Source organism: Pseudomonas sp. Pmew2 (assembly GCF_058129885.1).
Genome location: NZ_CM176702.1, coordinates 3,372,858 through 3,393,411 on the forward strand (window position 1 = coordinate 3,372,858; position 20,554 = coordinate 3,393,411).

At 57.5% G+C, this 20,554-nt stretch carries 18 protein-coding genes, 1 tRNA gene and 5 pseudogenes; 10 read left to right on the forward strand and 14 right to left on the reverse strand.

The window, feature by feature from the left end:
• Positions 1-261 precede the first annotated feature (261 nt).
• From AC4ANK_RS15335 to AC4ANK_RS15350, 4 genes and pseudogenes are all read right to left on the reverse strand, one after another.
• Positions 262-708: pseudogene (locus AC4ANK_RS15335) on the reverse strand (DUF3313 domain-containing protein); the annotation flags it as partial.
• Positions 709-758: 50 nt separating this feature from the next.
• Positions 759-1,568: an IS21-like element ISPsy4 family helper ATPase IstB gene (gene istB, locus AC4ANK_RS15340; RefSeq protein ID WP_460383172.1), complete on the reverse strand. Its 810-nt coding sequence runs from the start codon at positions 1,566-1,568 to the stop codon at positions 759-761.
• Complete coding sequence (istA, locus tag AC4ANK_RS15345; protein WP_460383174.1) at positions 1,565-2,587, reverse strand: IS21-like element ISPsy4 family transposase; 1,023 nt, start codon at positions 2,585-2,587, stop codon at positions 1,565-1,567. The genes istB and istA overlap by 4 nt, the downstream gene beginning before the upstream one ends.
• Before the next feature lie 85 nt (positions 2,588-2,672).
• Positions 2,673-2,897 (reverse strand): annotated as a pseudogene (locus AC4ANK_RS15350) (DUF3313 family protein); the annotation flags it as partial.
• Positions 2,898-3,404: 507 nt separating this feature from the next.
• On the opposite strand from AC4ANK_RS15350, the gene AC4ANK_RS15355 reads away from it, so the two are divergent.
• Both AC4ANK_RS15355 and AC4ANK_RS15360 read left to right on the forward strand, forming a co-directional pair.
• Positions 3,405-3,686 (forward strand): hypothetical protein, encoded by a 282-nt coding sequence (locus AC4ANK_RS15355; protein ID WP_015062535.1) that lies wholly within the window; start codon positions 3,405-3,407, stop codon positions 3,684-3,686.
• A complete protein-coding gene (locus AC4ANK_RS15360; protein ID WP_460382827.1) occupies positions 3,667-4,896 on the forward strand; it encodes an IS91 family transposase in 1,230 nt (409 codons plus the stop codon). Before AC4ANK_RS15355 ends, AC4ANK_RS15360 begins: the two co-directional genes overlap by 20 nt.
• Before the next feature lie 180 nt (positions 4,897-5,076).
• Here the strand turns inward: AC4ANK_RS15360 and AC4ANK_RS15365 are convergent.
• The 3 genes and pseudogenes from AC4ANK_RS15365 to AC4ANK_RS15375 all read right to left on the reverse strand — a co-directional run.
• Positions 5,077-6,008 (reverse strand): annotated as a pseudogene (locus AC4ANK_RS15365) (NAD(P)/FAD-dependent oxidoreductase); the annotation flags it as partial.
• Positions 6,009-6,026: 18 nt separating this feature from the next.
• Positions 6,027-6,347: a MocE family 2Fe-2S type ferredoxin gene (locus AC4ANK_RS15370; protein WP_002553354.1), complete on the reverse strand. Its 321-nt coding sequence runs from the start codon at positions 6,345-6,347 to the stop codon at positions 6,027-6,029.
• 36 nt (positions 6,348-6,383) lie between these two features.
• On the reverse strand, positions 6,384-7,475 hold the full coding sequence (locus AC4ANK_RS15375; protein ID WP_031597058.1) for a fatty acid desaturase family protein: 1,092 nt from the start codon (positions 7,473-7,475) through the stop codon (positions 6,384-6,386).
• Between the two features lie 121 nt (positions 7,476-7,596).
• Here AC4ANK_RS15375 and AC4ANK_RS15380 point away from each other — a divergent pair.
• Positions 7,597-8,687: pseudogene (locus tag AC4ANK_RS15380) on the forward strand (LacI family DNA-binding transcriptional regulator).
• Between the two features lie 6 nt (positions 8,688-8,693).
• Here the strand turns inward: AC4ANK_RS15380 and AC4ANK_RS15385 are convergent.
• Positions 8,694-10,688: a sigma-54 interaction domain-containing protein gene (locus AC4ANK_RS15385; RefSeq protein WP_002553351.1), complete on the reverse strand. Its 1,995-nt coding sequence runs from the start codon at positions 10,686-10,688 to the stop codon at positions 8,694-8,696.
• 192 nt (positions 10,689-10,880) lie between these two features.
• On the opposite strand from AC4ANK_RS15385, the gene AC4ANK_RS15390 reads away from it, so the two are divergent.
• The 4 genes from AC4ANK_RS15390 to AC4ANK_RS15405 all read left to right on the forward strand — a co-directional run bounded on the left by AC4ANK_RS15390 (position 10,881) and on the right by AC4ANK_RS15405 (position 13,877).
• A complete protein-coding gene (locus AC4ANK_RS15390) occupies positions 10,881-11,903 on the forward strand; it encodes a Gfo/Idh/MocA family oxidoreductase (RefSeq protein ID WP_002553350.1) in 1,023 nt (340 codons plus the stop codon).
• Positions 11,900-12,688 carry a TIM barrel protein gene (locus AC4ANK_RS15395; RefSeq protein WP_031594724.1) on the forward strand — a complete coding sequence of 263 codons (789 nt, stop codon included), beginning with the start codon at positions 11,900-11,902 and terminating at the stop codon, positions 12,686-12,688. Before AC4ANK_RS15390 ends, AC4ANK_RS15395 begins: the two co-directional genes overlap by 4 nt.
• Positions 12,689-12,780: 92 nt before the next feature.
• The gene (locus AC4ANK_RS15400; protein WP_002553349.1) at positions 12,781-13,707 is read left to right on the forward strand and encodes a sugar ABC transporter substrate-binding protein; all 927 of its coding nucleotides are present in this window, start codon (positions 12,781-12,783) and stop codon (positions 13,705-13,707) included.
• A gap of 47 nt (positions 13,708-13,754) precedes the next feature.
• Positions 13,755-13,877, forward strand: a complete 123-nt coding sequence (locus AC4ANK_RS15405; protein ID WP_002553348.1) for a hypothetical protein — start codon at positions 13,755-13,757, stop codon at positions 13,875-13,877.
• Positions 13,878-13,929: 52 nt separating this feature from the next.
• Here the strand turns inward: AC4ANK_RS15405 and AC4ANK_RS15410 are convergent, their stop codons facing one another.
• The 6 genes and pseudogenes from AC4ANK_RS15410 to AC4ANK_RS15435 all read right to left on the reverse strand — a co-directional run bounded on the left by AC4ANK_RS15410 (position 13,930) and on the right by AC4ANK_RS15435 (position 17,904).
• The gene (locus AC4ANK_RS15410; RefSeq protein ID WP_162234010.1) at positions 13,930-14,073 is read right to left on the reverse strand and encodes a hypothetical protein; all 144 of its coding nucleotides are present in this window, start codon (positions 14,071-14,073) and stop codon (positions 13,930-13,932) included.
• Positions 14,074-14,190: 117 nt separating this feature from the next.
• Positions 14,191-14,266, reverse strand: a tRNA-Gly gene (locus tag AC4ANK_RS15415).
• A 66-nt stretch (positions 14,267-14,332) separates the two neighbouring features.
• Positions 14,333-14,893 (reverse strand): CDP-diacylglycerol--glycerol-3-phosphate 3-phosphatidyltransferase, encoded by a 561-nt coding sequence (gene pgsA, locus AC4ANK_RS15420; RefSeq protein ID WP_002553346.1) that lies wholly within the window; start codon positions 14,891-14,893, stop codon positions 14,333-14,335.
• Positions 14,894-14,925: 32 nt separating this feature from the next.
• Positions 14,926-16,749, reverse strand: a complete 1,824-nt coding sequence (gene uvrC, locus AC4ANK_RS15425; RefSeq protein WP_002553345.1) for an excinuclease ABC subunit UvrC — start codon at positions 16,747-16,749, stop codon at positions 14,926-14,928.
• 2 nt (positions 16,750-16,751) lie between these two features.
• Entirely contained in the window at positions 16,752-17,396 is a 645-nt protein-coding gene (gene gacA / locus AC4ANK_RS15430) for a response regulator transcription factor GacA (RefSeq protein WP_002553344.1), read from the reverse strand.
• Between the two features lie 173 nt (positions 17,397-17,569).
• Positions 17,570-17,904: pseudogene (locus tag AC4ANK_RS15435) on the reverse strand (helix-turn-helix domain-containing protein).
• Positions 17,905-17,985: 81 nt separating this feature from the next.
• Here AC4ANK_RS15435 and AC4ANK_RS15440 point away from each other — a divergent pair.
• The 3 genes from AC4ANK_RS15440 (at position 17,986) to AC4ANK_RS15450 (ending at position 20,370) form a co-directional block, all read left to right on the forward strand.
• On the forward strand, positions 17,986-18,222 hold the full coding sequence (locus AC4ANK_RS15440) for a DNA-binding protein (protein ID WP_002553342.1): 237 nt from the start codon (positions 17,986-17,988) through the stop codon (positions 18,220-18,222).
• 702 nt (positions 18,223-18,924) lie between these two features.
• Positions 18,925-20,007: a 3-deoxy-7-phosphoheptulonate synthase gene (locus tag AC4ANK_RS15445; RefSeq protein ID WP_002553341.1), complete on the forward strand. Its 1,083-nt coding sequence runs from the start codon at positions 18,925-18,927 to the stop codon at positions 20,005-20,007.
• An 81-nt stretch (positions 20,008-20,088) separates the two neighbouring features.
• Positions 20,089-20,370, forward strand: coding sequence for a peptidylprolyl isomerase (locus AC4ANK_RS15450; RefSeq protein WP_002553340.1), 282 nt, complete (start codon positions 20,089-20,091; stop codon positions 20,368-20,370).
• Positions 20,371-20,554: the final 184 nt, after the last annotated feature.

Sequence of the window (20,554 nt, forward strand, 5' to 3'; positions counted from 1 at the left end):
TTATCCCTCGGTCATGGCGCACTCGACGGCGGCCTGAAGCGCAGAATCCCGATAACGATTGGTACCATCCGAGGTAAGGGGTAGGCTGTTGAAACCAAACATAACGGAATCAATTTTGAAAATATAATTCTATTTGGTCATAAGCTAATATTATTATTTTTGATTTATATTTATTTTATTATTCATAAATAGCATTTTCAGTTCTCAGGTGTTCGACTGACAGGAAGACCCGGCTATGAGGCCGGGCTTCCCAAGGCTGCTCTACTTTGAGAGCAACAGCTCGACCAGCTCATCTGCGCCTCTGGAAATGCCGGCCTGCGCCGCCGACAAGCGCCCGAAGGTCGAGCTTATGTCATAAACCTTAGGGTATTGCCGAGTGACATAGGACTCCAGAAGCTGCGAAGTGGACGCATCGTAAATCTCGACCGCGTAGCTGACGGACCCGGTAAACGTACCTTCACGGTCTCTGGAGGCCTGAACGAGGTTATATGACCCCATGCCGATATCGAATCGCGAGAATGTAGACAGCCCGGTAACAGTGGTCTCGGCCCCGGTCAGGGTGAGGCGAATGCGCATTGTCCCGCGTGAAGGTGTGTCGGTGAACCGGAAATGCTTGCCCAGGGCTTCAGAGAACCTGACTGTCATGTCGTTGGCCAGGACGGTCTTTTCGTTGCGCTCCAGGTCTGAAAATTGCGCATCCGCTCCCGAGTTGTCAACGCCAACTAAAAAGTGACCCCCTTCCGTGCTAAATCGCCAACTTAGTTTTGACCCCCCTCGGGTTCATATTTTCGAGCCGGTTCGGCCCGAGACGATTTGATTCCTGCTTTGCGCTTGTCCTTGAGTCGATAGCTTTCACCTGTCATCTGCACGATATGGGCATGATGTAACAGCCTGTCCAGCATGGCCGCTGTCAGTGTTTGATCATCCGCAAAGGTTCCGGCCCACTGGGTAAACGGCAAGTTACTCGTGAGGATCAGGCTGCCTTGCTCGTAGCGCTTGGCGACAACATTGAAGAACAGGTTGGCTTCATCACGACCAAACGGCAGGTAACCGATTTCATCGATGACCAACAACCCGGGGGCCATCACCACACGACTGAAGTATTCCTTGAGCCGTTCCTGGCGGTGCGCAGCGGTCAGTTGCAGCATCAAGTCAGCCGCCGTGACGAAGCGGGTTTTGATACCGGCCATCACTGCCCGGTAGGCCAGGGCGATGGCCAGGTGGCTCTTGCCTACACCACTAGGCCCCAGGAACACGATGTTCTCGGTACGCCCAACAAAACTCAATGCTGCCAGCTCCTGGAGCTGTGCCCGGGGGACGCCGGTGGCAAACGCGAAGTCGTATTGCTCCAGCGTTTTCACGGCGGGCAGCGCGGCAGTTTTCAGCAGGGCCTGTCGAGAGCGTTCACTTCGGGCATCGGTCTCGGCAGCCAGCAGCTTTTCGAGGAAGTCGGCAAAGCTGTCTTCGCCGCTTGCTGCTTGTTGGGCAAGGTGCGGCCAGTCCACCCCGACGCGCTCAAGCTTTAGCCCCTTGCATAGTTCTGTCAGGCGAGCATGTTGAAGGTTCATGCTCTCACCTCCAGCAGTTGCTCATAAACCGACAGCGGATGCTGCAAGCTCTCGTACGGCAGGACCCGCCCCAGGCGTAGGCCTTGGGCGGGTTGTGGGCGCAGGCTCTGTGTTGGCAGTGGTAATAGTACCTGCTGCTCTTCGGCCAGACGTACCGCTGGTTGAACACCCGTCGTGCCGTGAATCCGCTGATGAGCGACTTCGTCGAGCCATTGGCCGATATGTGCGTTGGCCGTCACCACATCCAGCGTCAGACCCGCACTCTTGAGCGTAGCGGCCAACGGGGTAATGAAACTGCCCTTCAGATACCCGTTGAAGCGCTCAACCTTGCCCTTGGTCTGGGCACGGTAAGGGCGGCAGACCTTGGGAATAAAACCAAACTCATCGGCCAGCGCAGCCAATCGGGGATGCCAACGGTGCAGGCCCTCCCCAAAAGCGTCTCGCTCGGTGATGATGGTTCCGGCGTTATCAAACAATGCCTGCTCGGGCACGCCGCCAAAGTAAGCGAACGCCTCCCGAAGCCCTGTCAGCCAGGCTTCGCTGTCCTCTCGCTCGGAGAAACGGACAAAGCTTGCTCGACTAAAACCAAGTGTCGCCACGAACGCCTTAAGCGGCTGACGGCCTCGTCGAATGGTGGTGAAGTCCACCTGCATCTGCTTGCCGGGCAGAGTTTCGAAACGTACCACCGGCTCTTCTGCCTTACGTTTGAAGGGGCGAATATAAGCCTTCAGACGACTGACGCCGCCGCTGTACCCCAATGCCGTGATCTCACGCAGCAGGACGGTCGCCGGAATCCAGTGCGGGCGCGCTGCCTCAATACGCTCATGCAGGTAGTCCTTGAAGGGGTCGATTTTGCACGGACGTGCGGGTCTCACCTTGTCACTGGGTAGCGACCGGGCCTTTCGCAGGTACTTGCGCACGGTGTTACGCGAAATACCCAGCTCACGGGCGATGAATTTGATGCCATGGCCCTGACGGGCCAATACTTTAATTTCCACAGACTGCTCCTGGGTCAACATATTGGCAGCTCAAAGCCGCCAGTTTTACCCAGGGGGTCAATTCTAGGTTGGCGTTAGGGGGTCATTTTTACAGTGGCGGTGACACCGAGTAGATCACCACAGGTTCAAGCATTACTTTATCGTATTGGTTCCAGTTGACTGACGTCGAGTACTTGAAGGGAATACGACCCGAGCTGTCCTGTTTGTTGGGCCGCATTTCAAGTGATGACTCGATTCCTGAATAAGGCGACGGCTCGTGACTGGCACACCCCGTGACCAGAAAAACCAATAACAACAGCCCGGCCAACTTCATGTTTTTAACGTAGTGCATGCAGAACTCTCCAGCGTGATCAGGTTATTGAAATTCAAGCACTCACCGTCAATCCCAGAGCCCGACCACTATCAGGCACGCACCGTAACGGGCAGTACCTTTGAAGGGCACTGGTAATATCCCGGGACTGTTTATCCAGAAGCACGTTTTCCAGAGGCACTGTATCTCGGAGCACTCTCTTGCCTGATGCAGGGCCATCCATGATCGCGACTTACCGCGTTGCACGGCATTTAATCGATCATCATCAGACTGCTCTGCGAGGCGCTGCCGGACTGTTCTGGATGTGTGTCAGTCTGCAATGAACTGCGAGACCACCAAAACTGTACCGACGTGTATAGTTTTAAACCGTTGGCGATGGGTCGTCAACCTAAAATGTACACATCGGTATGCTTTTGAAGAGTTCACTATTCGCATGAACTGGGCAGCCTGCGGCTGCAAATTGTGGGATTTTGAAATCGGTTATCATAGCCAAAATTGAGTCGATCCCTCCTCAGCACAGGCTTACACATGGCGTCAGAGACAAAAAAACGTAAACGGGCAAGCCGGGCAAAAGCCAAGGCAAAGCAGACCCGTCTCCAACGCGCCGGGCATACCACCTTCGTTCCCGATACCGAATTTTTCTTCGATGTCGATCCTTTGGGTGATGTCGATCTTTGTAGTTGCTGCCAGACAGCGTATCTGAACGACAGGTTTCCCGACGCTTCTTGCGTAAGCGTTTCGATGAGAGAAGGGCCAGGCGGATTCGCCATCACCGCCGTCATTCACCACGATGAGGAGCCATCCTGCTGACGTGGCCTCTGCACCGCCTGCTTACAAACCTCGACCGCTCAAAAACCTCTTCACGGCCAACGGCTGCTGGGCAGATTTGCTGGAAGCCGGCGGTCTGCGCCAAATCGAAGTGGAGTCGATCAGCAAAATGCTCGCCTGCGGCACCTCGATACTGGGCGTCAAACACTACACCTGTGGCAATGAGCATTGCCCACACGTCAAATACCTGTGCAACACCTGCCATTGCCGGGCCTGTCCTTCCTGCGGCAAAAAGGCCACCGACCAGTGGATCGCCGTGCAAAACAACCGTCTGCCCGACTGCCCCTGGCAGCATCTGGTGTTCACGCTGCCCGACACGCTGTGGTCCCTGTTCTTCTACAACCGCTGGCTGCTCGATGCGCTGTTTCGTCTGGCGGCCGATAACCTGATCTACACCGCCAAGCGGCGCGGTTTGCGCGTCGGGATTTTCGGTGCGCTGCACACCTATGGCCGGCGGCTCAACTGGCATCCCCACGTCCACCTGTCGGTGACCGCGGGCGGCCTGGATGAGCAGGGCGTCTGGAAAAATCTGTCGTTCCACAAAGAGGCCCTGCGGCGGCGCTGGATGTGGCTGGTGCGCGATTACCTGCTGGGACAGCCGCTTTCGCAACTGACGATGCCGCCGCAGCTGGCCCACATCCACTGTGAAAGCGACTGGCGCCGTTTGATACTGACCGCTGGTGGCCAGCACTGGCACATCCACTTGTCGAAGAAGACGGAAAACGGCCGAAAGACCGTCAATTACCTGGGCCGCTACCTGAAAAAACCGCCGATCTCGGGCAGTCGTCTGGCGCATTACACCTGCGGGGCCACGTTGAGCTTTACCTACCTGGATCACCGCACGCAGACCTATCAGCAGGAAACGCTGAGCCAGGCCGACATGCTGCGCCGGGTGGTCCAGCACATCCCGGAAAAGCATTTCCGGATGATCCGGTATTTTGGTTTTCTGGCCAATCGGGTGTGTGGGAAATACCTGCCGAAGGTGTATGAAGCACTGAAGATGGCGACGCCAGGACCGGTACCAAAGCTGTATTTTGCGCCGATGGCCAAAGCCTTTCTAAACGTCGATCCGTTCCGCTGCGTGCTGTGTGGCGCGCGGATGGTATACACGGCAGCGATCAGCGGGCTGACGGTGCAGGGACTGGTCCTCAACGCTCAGGCGATCGCGCAGATGAGGTACGTGAAGCCCTGACAGGGGGAAGGTGCGTCCGCACCTAGGCTCAGCGGTAAAATAAACTGTGTTAATGCGGATTTATAGGGATTTTCACTGCATAAGTAACGCATCAGCGTCTTCCTACGCATCGCTATGAAGGCATGACGCCTCCTTCACAGCGTCAGGTTCATGCATAGGCATTTTGAAATTCCTATGCATGTACCCCAGCATATTCAATGCGCTGTGGCGCCCCTGCGCTTCGGCGTTGCGCCAGGTCTCCTGCCGCTGATATACCCCCTCCGGGTGCAGGCGATACTCACACACATCACCGGCGGCGAAGATGTCCGGGGCGCTGGTGCGCAGTCGATCGTCGACACGAATCCCTTGCCCCACGGCAAGGCCAGCCGCTACTGCAAGCTCGATGTTCGGCTGCATGCCAACGCCGACAACCACTGCGTCACAAAGCACACTCCGGCCGTCGACCAGCAGCACTGACTCGGCGCGCTCATTGCCTTGCACGCCTTCAAGCACGACATTGAGTTGTACATCGACGCCGTGCTGCCGATGCAAATCCAGCAATGCCCGGGACACTTCTTCAGGCAAGACGCGCCCGGCCAGACGAGGGCCTGCTTCGAGCAACGTCACCTGGCAGCCTAGAGCCCGCGCCGTCGCCGCAACTTCAAGGCCAATGAACCCGGCACCGATGATCACCAGGCGTGAACCGTGGATCAAGGCACCCCGCAACGCCAATGCTTCATCGTGGGTGCGCAGGTAGAAAACATTGCTCAGGTGCCTGGGGATCTGTGCCAGGCAACGCGCCCTGCCCCCGGTCGCCAACAGCATCGGCTGTAAGGCAACTCATCGCCGTCAGCCAACTGCAGGCGATGACCCTGCGGGTCGAGGCTCTTTACCGGGTTGTCGGTCAGATGCTCGATACCCAGCTCAGTGAGGCGCGTGTCCGCACACAGGCTGCAACCGGCCAGGTCCACGGAGCCTCGCAGCACGCCCTTGGACAAAGGTGGGCGCTCATACGGCACGTGCGGCTCGGCGCCGATCAGTATCAGTCGGCCAGCGTAACCCTGATCGCGCAAGGTCAGCGCTGCACGGCCACCTGCATGACCCGCGCCAACGATAATCAATGGAGCATTCATGGCATGCACTCCTGATTTTCAGTCACTGACCGCAAGCAAAACCCGCCCGGCTTCGACCCGTACGGCAAAGGTCTTGAGATTGACGCACACGGGTGCTCCCAGGGCTTTGCCATTGCGATAGTCGAAGCGGCCGTTATGTTTAGGGCATTCGATGACGTGATCTATTACCAGCCCGTCGGCGAGGTGAATCTTTTCGTGGGTGCACAGGCCCGCCGTGGCGAAAAATTCGTTGTCGGCGGAACGGTATACGGCATAGGTATGCGGGCCGTGATCGAAGCGCATGACGTCTTCTTCATCAATTTCGCCCACGGCGCATACATCAATCCATTGATTGTTCATGGTTTTTCTCTCTCGTTCGGGAACAACCGGAAAGTGTCAGCCGGAGGTCGCTTCAGGCTGGGGACGTGCGGCGGTGGCAGGCGCTGAAGCATGTGACACCTGGCGCTTGATGAAGTAGGTCGGGTCGCGGCGCTGCCTCAGGAGGGTTGGAATAATTTCCTTGAAGGCTTCGCCGAGGCTGGCATAAGGCGGCGGACAGTCGTGGCGGATCTCTTCATGAAGTTGCGCCAACGCGTGATACGGCACCATCGGGTACATATGGTGCTCAAGGTGATAGTTCATGTTCATGTACAGAAAGCGCAGCACGCGGTTCATGTAGATAGTGCGGCAGTTGCTGCGATGATCGAGCACGTCTTCAGCCAGCCCCACATGTTGAGTAAGGCCGAACAGGTAAGACAGCCAGCCGCCATAAAGCATGGGCAAACCGACGTACATGAGGGGTAACCAGCTTTGCAGATACAGTGCCGCAGCAACCACTCCGGCATAAATGGCGAACCAGATACGCGCGGCCAGAAACACTCTGGGCCATTCGGACACCGGGATGAAATCCTTCTCTTGCTCGCTCATGTGCGCAAAAGCATGTCGGCACACGCCGCCCATTGTTTTGATCAGCAAGGGAATCTGAAACAGGCTCAGGAACATCATCACAAGGCTCGGCGGCCGTGGCTCGACAATTTCCGGGTCGCGACCTACCACGATAGTGTCGGTATGATGCCGCGCATGGCTCCAGCGCCATACATGTGGCTCGAACATGCACATGAAACTGGCCACCTGGTACAACCCGTCATTCATCCACCGGGTCTTGAACGCGGTGCCGTGGCCAGTCTCGTGCCAGCGCGGGTTGGAGGCTGTGGCGTAAAGAACGCCATAAGCCAGGAAGAACGGCACACATGCCCAGGAACCCCAGAACCAGTAGCCGCCAAAACCGCTGACCAGCAGCGCCAGCAACCAAATCGCGGTGTCGAGCAAGGCCGGGCCGTCGCGGCGCTGCATCAATTGTTTCATGCGTTGACGGGATATGGGCGACTGGTACCACTCGGCAGATACCAGGCCTTTTTCCGCTGCACGGGCAGGTTCGGGGCCGGTCAGGCTATAGTCGCGCTGACAGGCTGCAGTGTCTTGAGGCATTGTTATTATTCTCCGCAAGTGTGAAGTTTCAGGAACTTTGCGTAAGAAAATATAGAGAGCACCCACCCCCCTCTCAAGGCCTTGAATACATTCACTATCAAGCTATCATCGAGCATCTGCGGTGCTTGATAGTTTTCTATCAAGCCGCTTCAAGGGCATGTCATGAATAACAATAAGCGCCCCACCATCGCGACTGTTGCCGCGCAGGCAGGCTTGAGTGTCGCGACTGTCGATCGCGTGCTCAACGCCCGCGCTCCGGTAAACCCCGCTACCGCCGAGCAGGTGCTGAAGGCCGCGGAAGCAGTGGGTTATTTCGCCGCACGGCTGATTGCGCAGCGCATTGTCGAGCAACGTCCCACTTACCGTTTCGGCATTCTGTTGCTGAACACCGCCCAGGCGTTCTATGCCAACCTCGCTCAGGCCATTGGCCAGGCCGCGCAACGTCGTATCGGGGCCAATCTGACCTGCCAGTTCGAATACGTGACTGATCGCAGCCCGGCCGCCATCGTTGCCCAACTCGAACAACTGGCAGTGCAATGTGACGGCCTGGCGGTGGTCAGCTTCGCCCACCCGCTGATCAACGCTGCTCTTGAACAGATTCGCCAGGCTGGCGTCCCGGTGATAGCGCTGCTTTCAGACATACATGAGAAGGCCGATGAGCCTTACGTCGGTCAGGACAATTATCAGGTCGGACGCACCATGGGCTGGCTGCTGGCACGTACCTGCGGTGCTCGCAAAGGCAGCATCGGCATTCTGCTCGGCGGCCATCGCTTTCTCGGTCATCAGGCGCGGGTTGAAGGGCTACACAGTTACCTGGCAGAGCATGCGCCGGGGTTATGTCCTCTGGTGCCGCTGATCAACCTCGACAACTGCGATATCACCGAAGAGGCGAGCCTGGAATTGCTGGGCAATCATGACGATCTGCGCGGGCTGTGCGTGGTGGGCGGTGGTGGCGACGGCATCATCAGTGCCCTCGCGCAACTGCCCAGACGTCCAGCGCTGTGCTGCATTTTGCAGGAGTCCACCGAACTGTCGCGCCTCGCACTCGCGAACGGGCTGGTTGACGTGGTGATCGACTCCCAGCCTCTTCAAATTGCCGAGGCACTGGTAAATCTGCTGATCGAGTTGCAGACCGTCAACAGCTTCGATCCGCTCAGGCACCGGGTGTATGTACCGCTACAGATCGTGACCTCGGAGAATACCGACGCCTGACCGGCGTCAGAGCCCTCGAAAATCGGCGGCGTTCAAGCCGAATCGACTCATTTTGTTGTACAGCCCGCCGCGGGAAACGTTCAGCTGTCGAGCAGCGAGGCGAATATTGCCTCGGGTGCTTTCGAGCGCCGCAATAATCGCGTGCATTTCGTGGGTGCCAAGGTCATGGGCCGCCAAAGGCACTGGCAGCCGGCCCGGCACTGCGGGGCCGCTCCGCTGCCTGATTTCAAGGGGCAGATCGGCGGGCTGGACGAGCTCACCCGTGGCCAGATTGGTCGCGCGCTCAATGCTGTTTTCCAGCTCTCGCACGTTGCCCGGCCAGCTATAAGCCACCAGCAATTCCAGGGCTTGCGCAGAAAGCCCCAGCACTGACTTGCGCAATGAACGGGCACAACGATCAAGAAAATGTTGCGCCAGCAAGGCAATGTCTTCCCGACGCATACGCAGCGGCGGTACGGTCAGGTTGAGCACGTTGAGTCGGTAATACAGATCTTCACGAAAGGCGCCTTCGGCCACTGCCTGACTCAAGTTACGGTGAGTGGCGGCAATGATGCGTACATCCACTGATCGCGAGCTTTTCGCCCCGACCCGGGTCACTTCGCCCTCTTGCAACACCCGTAAAAGGCTGACCTGCGCGTCGAAGGACATGTCGCCGATCTCATCAAGAAAGATCGTGCCGCCATCGGCCAGTTCGAACTTGCCCGCCGACCCGCCTTTAGCCGAACCCGTGAATGCGCCCTCGACATGGCCGAACAGCTCGCTTTGCACCAGGTCCCGGGGAATCGCGCCACAGTTGACCGCTACAAAAGGCCCGCTATTGCGGTCACTCGCATTATGGATCGCCTGGGCGAACAACTCCTTGCCGGTGCCGCTTTCGCCAAGAATCAAGGTGGTGGAATCGCTGCGACTGGCGATCCGCCCAAAATGCACGGCATCTGCAATCGCCCGTGAACGGCCCTGAATGGTCTCGAACGTGTAACGGGCCTGAGTGCCGATAATTCGCCGGGTGATCTCCCGAATGCGCCGATTTTCTCGCAGCGACACCACGCGCCCGCCCTGCTCCAGTGGGCATACCGAAACCAGACAGGACAACTGGCTGAAATCATGCAGTTCAAAGGTGCAGTCCAGGTCCCGCAGCCCTTCACCGATACGCGCCAGAATCTGTTCGTTCAAATCACTGCGCCCCAGACGCTGGAACGGGCTGCCCAGCAAATCCAGGCCGACCCGAAAAAGCTGCCGGGCATAGCGATTGAGTGCTTTTATACAGCCTCGTTCGTCCAGTACCACCAAACCTTCGTTGAGCACTTCGAGCACGGTTTGCTGTTCTTCCAGCAGCGCCTGCAAGGCCATTTGCCGCGAGACGGCCTCGGCTGCCGCCTGGACAGTGCCGAGCGTATGAAAATGGAACCAGCCAGGTTCTGCGGTCAGAGTCAGCATCGCCAGGGTCTTGCCTTGGGCATTGCGGATTGGCGCCGCAGCGCAATGCATCCGCCGCTGACGAAGGCCTGTACCGAAGTTTTCCTCTGCCAGTACATACACCAGGGAATCTTCAGCCAGGGCCAGCCCGGTGCAGTTGGTGCCCTGCACCGACTCCAGCAAGCGCGTACCTACCGGCGTCAGATCCAGCCCGCAAAAATACAGTGTGGTGCCATCAGCATCGGTGAGGTTGATATGGCCTCTCGGGTTATAGGCAAGCAAGCCGCGCATCACTTGAGCTGCTGCGGCAATCAAAACCCGATTGGCCGCCAGAGTAGCCGCAAGGTGTTGAGGGTCGACAAACCGGTAGTCGCTGTCTTCCGGGTTCACGCCGCCTGCGATGCTGCGTCCCCAGGAATCCCAAATAACCTTCCTGACCGTCGCCGGGCGCTCGTCAACGCCACTCAGGCGCGCCCGCCAGGCCTGCTCCAGTTCGGGTATGGGACCGCTGTTGAGTGCCACAGTCCCCAATGCTGTGAGGTATCCGAGGTCTTGCACGCTGAAGGTCGCAGACTGTGAGGACATTGATGTATCCATGTTCATATATTCAACATGTCAGTATAGACATGTCATTAAAATGAACACTTTTCGACTGGAAATTTTTAATAAACCTTTAAAATCAATAGGTTAAGTTATGGCATAGCCTTTGCTCTCCCCCTTTGCCCGGCGCGCTTACGGCCGGGAAATAATCGAACAACAATTAAAAAGGGTTATTTCATGAGCAAAAAAATTCTCCGCCTTGGTCTGATTGGCGCCGGTCGCATGGGCAGCTTCGACGGCCAGACCGCCGCCCACCATATTCCCGGTGCCTGCCTTGCCGCCATCGCCGACCCCACTCCGGGCCAGGCGTCGCGTCTGGCCGCAGAGTTAGGGGTAGATCGGGTTTACACCGACCCTCAGCAATTGCTGGACGACCCAGACCTGGATGGCGTGCTGATCGCTGCCCCCGCGCGCAGCCACGCAGAATTGGTCATCAGCGCGGCGCGGGCCGGCAAGGGCGTTTTTTGCGAGAAACCCATGGCGATCACTCTCGAGGAAGCCGACCGCGCTATCGCTGCGGCCGCCGATGCCGGCGTGCCCTTGCAAGTCGGTTTCAACCGTCGCTTCGCCAAAAGCTTTCGTACGGCTCATCTGAACGTGGTTGAGGGGCGTATAGGTACACCGCAACTGTTGCGCTCGTTAACCCGCGATCCTGCGCTGAACAATCCGGCAGCCTCGCCGCAATGGGTGATCTTTCTTGAAACGCTGATTCATGACTTCGATACCTTGCGCTACCTGAATCCCGGTGCCGAGGCAGTCAGCGTGTTCGTCATGGCTGATGCGCTGATTGCACCGGATTACAAGAACAATGGGTTTCTGGACACAGCGGTGGTGATGATCCGTTTCGACAACGGTGCCATTGCCACCGCTGAAGCCAGCTTTCAGGCGGTCTACGGTTACGACGTCCGGGGCGAGGTCTTCGGCAGTGCCGGCATGTTGACTATGGGCAACGTCAGTGAATCTGATCTGACCCGTTACCTGCCCAATGGCATACAGGCCGACTCCCAACGACTGGACACCGACCTGCTGCGTGACGCCTACATCGCCGAACTCAATCATTTTGCCGACTGCCTGCGTACCGGGGCCAAACCCCTGGCCAGTGGCGAAGATGCCCGAGCGGCGCTGGCCATTGCCCGCGCCTGCATCGAGTCGTTCCAGCAAGGCCGGCCGGTAGCAGTATCACGAGGAGTCGACGCATGAGCTCCATACCGTTCACATTAGCGGTCAGCGCCGAGATGGTGTTCCTGGATTTACCCTTCACCGAGCGTGTCAGGCGTATTCACGAGCTGGGCTTCAGCGCCGAAATATGGAGCTGGGCCAATAAGGACATCGCAGCGCTGGCTGCCATAGGGGCGAATTTCACCTCTATGACCGGCTACACCCACGGCAATCTGACCGATGCCGACGCAATCCAGCACCTGCTGGACAGCGCACGCGAATCCCTCGCGGTTGCCGCCCGGCTCAATTGCCCGAGCCTGAACCTGCATGGCACGGGCCTTGACGACAAAGGTCTGCCCGTCAATCCGGTGGCTCATGTCAATGGACGCATGTGGCTGAGTGCCTGCAAAACGCTGGAAAAACTCGCTCGCCTTGGCGAAGAGGCAGGCCGGGTATTCTTGCTGGAAAACCTGAATACCGAGGTCGACCACCCCGGCACCCCGTTCGCTCGCGCTGAAGACACATTGGCCCTGATCGAGGCCGTGGGCAGCCCGCACCTGAAAATGAACCTGGACCTTTATCACGCGCAAATCGGCGAAGGAAACCTGATCGAACTCATCCAGCGCTCAGGCAGCGCCATAGGAGAAATCCAGGTCGCCGACGTCCCAGGTCGCCAAGAGCCTGGTACGGGTGAAATTCATTATCCCGCCATCGCCAGAGCGTTGTTCGATATGGGCTACACGGGTGTCGTCGGGCTTGAAGGCTGGGCCAGTGGCAACAGCGAAGCAGCACTGGAACGCTTCAAAAAAGCCTTCACCCTGACTTGAGGAACACCTTGGCAAGCTCTCGTGAAAAGCGCTGGAAACGTTCATGACAGGTCTTGGTGAACGTCACACATAACAACAAAAGGAAACGTCTCATGCCCTTCTGCAAACTGTTTATCGCCGTGCTGTTACTGGTTTCCAGCCAATGGGCTGCTGCGAGCTACCGAATTGGCGTCACGATCGCCAGAGTCGACGATAACTTCATGACCTATGTGCGCAGCGGCCTGGAAGAAGCTGCCCGAAAAGAGAATGTGCAGCTCCAGTTCGAGGACGCTCAAGGCGATGTCGTTCGCCAGATCAATCAGGTTCAGGGCTTTCTCAGCCAGAAAGTGGATGCGGTTATCGTCTTGCCGGTGGACACCGCCGCCACGGCAAATATGACCCGCGCAGCGGTCGAGGCAAAGATGCCGCTTGTCTACGTCAACCGTCACCCGGATGAGCGCGTCTTGCCCAAGGGCGTTACCACCGTGGCGTCCAACGACATTGAGGCAGGACAATTGCAGATGCGCTATCTGGCAGAAAAGATGGGACGCAAAGGTACTATCGCGCTCATCATGGGTGACCTTGCGCAGAACTCGACACACGACCGCAGCGAAGGCGTCAAACAGGTGCTCAAGGACTATCCGGGCATAACGATCGTCGAGCAGCAAACAGCGGAATGGCAACGTAACAAAGGTATGGACCTGACCAGTAACTGGCTACTGGCGGGCAGAACCTTTGATGCCATCGTGGCCAATAACGACGAGATGGCCATCGGCGCCGCCATGGCGTTACAACAGGCTGGCAAAGCGAAGGGGGAAGTTGCAATTGTAGGCATTGACGGCTTGCCTGATGGCCTGGCGGCAATCAAACGTGGAATGCTGGCAGCCTCGGTGTTTCAAGACCCGAAGGCCCAAGCTACCACAGCTCTGCAATCGGCCATAAAAATGATCAAAGGCGAGCCGGTCGACGCCGAGGTCTGGGTGCCCTTTCAACTCATTACACCGGAGCAGGTAGCGGTGTTCGAGCAACATTATAAATAGTAGTCGGGAAGGCGAGTATCGAATGGAGGGATGAACGCCCTGCCCAGATGAGTTTCGAAGTTCAGGGGCAACGCATGGCATGGGCTGCCAAGCCGGGTATCGACACTGGCGTAGAAGGTGTGCGCTGGGTACAGTCTGCCAATAACGATGCCGCCTGGGTGAACTACTAAAGCACTGACTGCCGGGTTTCTTACCCGGCAGGATGGCTGCCCTGCCGGCGATTCAACCGACAGTGGCTTCCTTGCCGAAGTCTTCGTAGGTGCGCAGCGGGTGCCCGATAATGGCCTCCAGCCGGTCTACTGTTCCTTCGACTGCTTGAAGTGGCGACGGCAATATGGCTTCGGACGCCAAAACTGCTTCAGACAAGCAGAAGTACATCACAAGAAAGTAAACCCGGGATATTTACCGCAAAAACGAAAAAAGACGCCTAAGCGTCTTTTTTGTTAATCCCATATGCCTCTTGGGCATACATGGATTTAGATTTGGAGCGGGAAACGAGACTCGAACTCGCGACCCCGACCTTGGCAAGGTCGTGCTCTACCAACTGAGCTATTCCCGCATTGTCTTGATGACGGGCGCTATTCTAGCGTTTCAGAAAGCTGCGTCAAGCTCTTGATTCAAAAACTTATTTTTTTTCTGCCGTAGTCTTGAGGTGCGGCCAAGCGGCTCTGAGGTATTGCACCATCGACCACAGGGTCAACCCCGCTGCAACGAGCAGCAATGCGTAGCCGAGAATCACCCAGATCGTGATCGCAGGCGGGTTGCCCAGCAGAATAACCAGCGCGAGCATTTGCGCCGCCGTTTTCCATTTGCCCATATTGGAAACGGCAACCTGCGCACGCGCGCCGATTTCCGCCATCCACTCGCGGAGTGCAGAAATCACGATTTCGCGACCGATGATCACCGCTGCGGGCAGCGTCAGCCACAGATTGGCATGCGCCTGAACCAGCAGCACCAATGCCACGGCCACCATCAGTTTGTCTGCTACCGGGTCGAGAAAGGCGCCAAAAGGCGTACTTTGTTCAAGACGGCGGGCCAGATACCCGTCGAGCCAGTCGGTCGCCGCAGCGAACGCAAAGACTGCACTGGCGGCCATGTAGCTCCAGTGATAAGGCATGTAGAACAGCAAAATGAAGATCGGAATCAATAAAACGCGTAGTACGGTGATCAGATTAGGGATATTCATCGGCACAACTGGCTACGAGGTGAGCGGGCATTCTACTCGCTGTGCAGGTTTGCATAAATCGACTCTGCCAGCTTTTTACTGATTCCAGGTGCTTTTGCGATTTCATCGATGCTGGCACGGGACAATTCCTGTAATCCGCCGAAATGTTTGAGCAGGTCACGACGCCGGGTCGGCCCGACACCTGCAACGCCTTCAAGGGTCGAGGTGCGCCGGGTCTTGCCGCGCCGCGCGCGGTGACCGGTGATTGCGAAGCGGTGAGCCTCGTCGCGAATCTGCTGAATAAGGTGCAACGCCGGAGAATCGCCGGGCAGCGTGAATTCATGTGCTGCGTCGTTCAAGTAAAGGGTTTCAAAGCCCGCCTTACGCGTGGTGCCCTTGGCGACACCGAGCAGAATCAGATCAGGCACCTGCAATTCATTGAGCACATCACGGGCCATGGACATCTGGCCCTTGCCGCCGTCCACCAGCAGCACATCCGGCAACTTGCCCTCCCCGGCCTTGATGCGGCTGTAACGTCGGGTCAACGCCTGGTGCATGGCGGCATAGTCGTCGCCCGCCGTTACGCCTTCGATATTGAAACGCCGGTAATCGGACTTGATCGGGCCTTCAGGCCCAAACACCACACAGGACGCTACGGTCGCCTCACCACTGGAGTGGCTGATGTCGTAGCATTCGAGGCGCATTGGCGGATCTTCGAGACCGAGCACCTTGGCCAGCGCGTCGAAACGTGATGCGACATGCTGACGGTTGGCCAGACGCGCCGCCAGCGCCTGTTCGGCATTGGTGACTGCCATTTGCTGCCAGCGAGCCCGAGTGCCACGCACCCGATGGCTAATGACCATTTCACGACCGCGAAGCTCCTCGATGGCATCAATCAACGCCGGGAAGTCATCGTTGACGACGTTAACGATGACTTCGCTGGGCAACTCGCGATCAACGCCGCCGAGAAAATACTGAGCCAGGAAAGCCGACATCACTTCGCCGACCTCCTCTTCTATGCCGACCTGCGGGAAGAAGTTCTTGCTGCCCAGCACCCGCCCGCCCCGCACGCTGATCAGGTGCACGCAGGCACCGCCAGGGTTGACGAACGCGGCGACCACATCGACATCGCCGGTACCGCCGTCCATGCTTTGCTGATCCTGGACTCGGCGCAACAAGGCGACCTGATCGCGCAACTCGGCTGCGCGTTCGAAGTCGAGCGCCATCGCGGCTTTTTCCATGGAGGCGTTCAGTTCGTCACTCAGGGCATTGCTGCGTCCCTCGAGAAACATCACCGAGTGACGTACGTCCTCGGCATACACCTCAGGCTCGACCAGCCCGACACACGGCCCTTTGCAACGTTTGATCTGATATTGCAGGCAAGGACGCGTGCGGTTCTTGAAGTAGCTGTCCTCGCACTGCCGCACCTGAAAGGTCTTCTGCAGCAGGCTAAGGCTCTCGCGAATCGCGCCGGCACTCGGGTAAGGCCCGAAATAACGGCCCTTGGCCTTTTTGGCTCCCCGATGAATACTCAGTCGCGGGTAGTTACCATCGGACAGAAACACATAGGGATAGGACTTATCGTCACGCAGCAAAATGTTGTAGGGCGGCCGCCACTCCTTGATGAGGGTCTGCTCCAGCAACAACGCTTCGGTTTCGTTGCCCGTGATGGTCGTTTCAATCTGGGCGATGCGCGACACCAGCGCTCCGGTCTTGGGCGCGTGTCCGGTTTTGCGAAAATAGCTGGCAAGACGCTTCTTGAGGTTCTTGGCCTTGCCGACGTAAAGCAGTGTGGCTTCGGCGTCGAACATACGGTAGACGCCGGGACGACCGCTACAGGTCGCGAGAAATGCACTTGGATCGAAAGTCTGGGTCATGTTCAGGCGCTGGCATCAACCATGCCGTGACGTACAGCGAGCAAAGCCAGTTCAACATCACTGCTGATCGAGAGCTTTTCAAAGATACGGTATCGGTAGGTATTAACGGTTTTCGGTGACAGGCACAGCTTGTCCGAGATGGTCTGGACTTTCTGGCAGCCGACAATCATCAGGGCAATCTGAATTTCACGCTCGGAAAGCAGATCGAACGGCGAATTGTTGACCTGCGGCTGAAACGACTTCAAGGCCAGCTGCTGGGCAATCTGCGGGCTGATGTAACGCTGACCGGCAAACACCAAGCGAATGGCCTGGACCATTTCGGCAAGCCCCGCACCCTTGGTCATGTAGCCGGCAGCACCTGCCTGCAGCAAACGGGTCGGAAACGGGTCTTCTTCACAGACAGTGACTGCGACGACCTTGATATCAGGGTGGCTGCGCAGCATCTTGCGCGTCGCCTCCAGCCCACCGATGCCCGGCATCTTGACGTCCATGAGTACAACGTCAGGCTTGAGCTCGCGCGCCTTCTTTAGTGATTCCTCGCCGGAATCAGCCTGCCCGACAACCTGCAGACCGTCTATGTCGGCCAGCATGCGTGTGATGCCTGTCCGGACAAGATCATGGTCATCGACAACTAGCACCTTAATCAAGCAGACACCTCGCGCAACGGTCATAACGAATGCCAATCACCATAACAAAAACAATGAGTCAGACCTAGCACTGCGAACTCAGACTCTCGACAGCTTGACGGTGGGTGCTTCGAGAACGACGAAAAAAACCCGCAGGCCGCAGGAAAGCAGGCTGCATGTCCGCCTCGCAATGCTTACCCTTCAGGAGCGGAAAGCTCGGCAATGGTCGTCGTCAAACGCCTGATCGCATCCTGATCATCTTTGCCCAACACCCGGTAATTACCCAGAATCTTTTCTTCGATCACACTGAGGTTGTCAATCGGCACCGGCGTGCGCGCTCCCGTCAGCACATAGAGCACATCCACACCTTTGGCCGCCACCGCAGCCAGGTAATCGGCCTTGGGCGCGCGATCACCATTTTCATACTTTCCCTGGGCGTTAGCCTCAACTCCCCCTATTCACCGAAGGTACGCTGAGACATGCTCAGACGCTCTCGTTCTTTTCTCAGCCGACAACCGATTCCACTCATTTGAATCTATTATCCTGTTAAAGCCATTCTAACGAATGTTAGAATCCCGCAAAATTGAATAGATTTGAACGGTTTTGAACTATGCCCGGAATACGCACCGCCGCACAAGCCAAGGCCTGGCTCGAACAACAGGGAAAATCTGTTCAGGAATTCGCTCGGGAAAACAGCATTGATCCGGCGACAACTTACCAGGTGCTGGCGGGCCGCAAGAAAGGCAGGCGCGGTGAAGCGCATAAGGTAGCCGTATTGCTGGGCATGAAGATCGGGACCATCCCGAACATGCAAACCCCGCAGGAAGAAGTAATGGGTGAAGAGTAGCTGATCCTGCCGGAGACTGCAGGCGCAATATGTAGAAGCCTGGCCGCACCATAGCCTGCCGCCAGGTAACTGTCATCAGCCGTTGAGCGGTTTACCCCTCGCCCTCTGGACCACCACGTCAATGCTCGTAGCCATCGATAATCCTGGTGATTGAATTTTCCAATTGAATGCGCCGCCGCTCCTGAAGTAAGCTTCGGAGCAATCAACGGAGACCCAGCATGCTGCAATCCACTTCATCACTGCTTCAAGCGGCTACCGGCATTTTCTGCCGTGCATGCGCTGTGGCTGTGCGGGTTGCCTCGGTGAATGCTCCTGTTCAGCTCAACTCTTATTATGGGTATTGGTTTAGCCACTGGCGCGCCTGATACCTATCCGGCGCCCACTTCAAGGGGACGCCAACCAGAGAATTCTCTACCCCCGGTCGGCTTCCCGACCGGGGGTTTTGTTTTTTCAGGGCCAGGTATTTTCAACCCTTCATAAATATCACGCTGCACATTGAGGACTAAGACATGAACTACGCCACTTATTACCGCAACGACATCGACTTCGCCTGGCGATTTAGCCATCTCCGTTCGGGACAGCCTGCCGCCTCCGTTCGGTCACTGCCAGGTGGCAACCACAAACGCCCGGCCAATACGGCCCTTTGTCGAACACCCCAGTAGGTCTGCGCGGTACTGCACCGCCAGCCCAGGAAGCCAGAATATGAATTCGTCCGTTGCCGTAAAGCCGTCCGACCTGTCCAGCCATGCCGTTGCTCTGGCAGACAACAGCCCCGCCTCGAAACGCCTGCCCGGCACGCTTGAACTGAAAATGCGCCTGCCACTGAATGCAGCGCTGACCGAACAGGTTGCTGCCCATCGCCGCGCCGTACGCGCCATCCTTGAAGGTGAAGACTCGCGACTGCTCGTTATCGTGGGCCCCTGCTCGATCCATGACCCGCAATCTGCTCGTGAATATGCCGAGCGACTGGCCGGCCTTGCGGCGCAAGTCAGTGATCAGATGCTGCTGGTGATGCGCGCCTACGTCGAAAAACCGCGCACGACAGTGGGCTGGAAAGGCCTGGCGTACGATCCCCATCTGGACGGCAGTGACGATATGGCTGAAGGCCTGGCGCTGTCGCGACAATTGATGCGTGACATGCTGGAAATGGGCCTGCCGATTGCCACCGAGATACTGCAACCCATGGCCGCGGGCTATTTCGATGACCTGCTCAGTTGGGTCGCGATCGGCGCACGTACCACCGAGTCGCAAATCCATCGGGAAATGGCCAGCGGGCTGCCCATGGCAGTCGGCTTCAAGAATGGCACTGACGGTGGCGTCGCGGTGGCCAGCGATGCAATGCGTTCAGCGGCGCATCCGCATCGCCACTTCGGCATGGACGGTCACGGTCATCCGGCAATCATCCAGACGCAGGGCAATCCGGACACTCACATTGTGCTGCGCGGCGGCCACAGCGGCCCCAACTACGATGGCCAGAGTGTCGCTCGGGTGCAGGCCAGCCTGACCAAAAACAATATCCCATCGCGAATCATGGTCGATTGCAGCCACGCCAACAGTGGCAAGGACCCGTCACGCCAGCCCCACGTCTTTAACGATGTTCTTGAACAGCGCCTGGCCGGCAATACCTCACTGATCGGCATGATGATCGAGAGCCACTTGTTCGACGGCTGCCAGGCATTGGGCGGGACGCTGCAGTACGGCGTTTCGGTCACCGATGGCTGCCTTGGTTGGGAAGGCACCGAACAGCTATTGCGTCGCGCGGTTGACCGTCTGCGTTACAGATAAACAGAGCGAAGGAACTTTGTCGGGAAATACCGTACTGAATCCGGTAGGCTGTTTCTTTTTTTTCACAGGAGATTATTCCCCATGGCTAAAGCCACTGCCCGCCACATCCTTGTTTCGAGCGAAGAAAAATGCAACGAACTCAAGGCTCAGATCGAAGGCGGCGCTGATTTCGCTGAAATCGCCAAGGCCAATTCCAGCTGCCCATCCAGCCGTCAGGGCGGTGATCTGGGTTCGTTCGGTCCAGGCCAGATGGTCAAGGAATTCGACACCGTCGTGTTCAGTGCACCAGTGAACACCGTTCAGGGTCCGGTAAAGACCCAGTTCGGTTACCACCTGCTGGAAGTGACCAGCCGCCAGGACTGATCCTGCTGCGCTGAGTACCAGACGGCTCATCTTCGGATGGGCCGTTTTTGCAGGTGGCCGTTAATACCGTTGCCTGCTCGCAGCGGCTTGGCGAAGCGACCATTTGTCTGTAGAAGATACCGCGACGCAGATGCCTGAGCGCTGCCGGGATTTTCGTCATACCTTGACAGTCAGTTGCCTTTAA

Excerpts from the sequence above, each read along its gene's own strand:
- istB (WP_460383172.1), bottom strand. The coding sequence starts at position 1,568 with ATGAACCTTCAACATGCTCGCCTGACAGAACTATGCAAGGGGCTAAAG.
- istA (WP_460383174.1), bottom strand. The coding sequence starts at position 2,587 with ATGTTGACCCAGGAGCAGTCTGTGGAAATTAAAGTATTGGCCCGTCAG.
- AC4ANK_RS15355 (WP_015062535.1), top strand. The coding sequence starts at position 3,405 with ATGGCGTCAGAGACAAAAAAACGTAAACGGGCAAGCCGGGCAAAAGCC.
- AC4ANK_RS15360 (WP_460382827.1), top strand. The coding sequence starts at position 3,667 with ATGAGGAGCCATCCTGCTGACGTGGCCTCTGCACCGCCTGCTTACAAA.
- AC4ANK_RS15370 (WP_002553354.1), bottom strand. The coding sequence starts at position 6,347 with ATGAACAATCAATGGATTGATGTATGCGCCGTGGGCGAAATTGATGAA.
- AC4ANK_RS15375 (WP_031597058.1), bottom strand. The coding sequence starts at position 7,475 with ATGCCTCAAGACACTGCAGCCTGTCAGCGCGACTATAGCCTGACCGGC.
- AC4ANK_RS15385 (WP_002553351.1), bottom strand. The coding sequence starts at position 10,688 with ATGTCCTCACAGTCTGCGACCTTCAGCGTGCAAGACCTCGGATACCTC.
- AC4ANK_RS15390 (WP_002553350.1), top strand. The coding sequence starts at position 10,881 with ATGAGCAAAAAAATTCTCCGCCTTGGTCTGATTGGCGCCGGTCGCATG.
- AC4ANK_RS15395 (WP_031594724.1), top strand. The coding sequence starts at position 11,900 with ATGAGCTCCATACCGTTCACATTAGCGGTCAGCGCCGAGATGGTGTTC.
- AC4ANK_RS15400 (WP_002553349.1), top strand. The coding sequence starts at position 12,781 with ATGCCCTTCTGCAAACTGTTTATCGCCGTGCTGTTACTGGTTTCCAGC.
- AC4ANK_RS15405 (WP_002553348.1), top strand. The coding sequence starts at position 13,755 with ATGAGTTTCGAAGTTCAGGGGCAACGCATGGCATGGGCTGCCAAGCCG.
- pgsA (WP_002553346.1), bottom strand. The coding sequence starts at position 14,893 with ATGAATATCCCTAATCTGATCACCGTACTACGCGTTTTATTGATTCCG.
- uvrC (WP_002553345.1), bottom strand. The coding sequence starts at position 16,749 with ATGACCCAGACTTTCGATCCAAGTGCATTTCTCGCGACCTGTAGCGGT.
- AC4ANK_RS15440 (WP_002553342.1), top strand. The coding sequence starts at position 17,986 with ATGCCCGGAATACGCACCGCCGCACAAGCCAAGGCCTGGCTCGAACAA.
- AC4ANK_RS15445 (WP_002553341.1), top strand. The coding sequence starts at position 18,925 with ATGAATTCGTCCGTTGCCGTAAAGCCGTCCGACCTGTCCAGCCATGCC.
- AC4ANK_RS15450 (WP_002553340.1), top strand. The coding sequence starts at position 20,089 with ATGGCTAAAGCCACTGCCCGCCACATCCTTGTTTCGAGCGAAGAAAAA.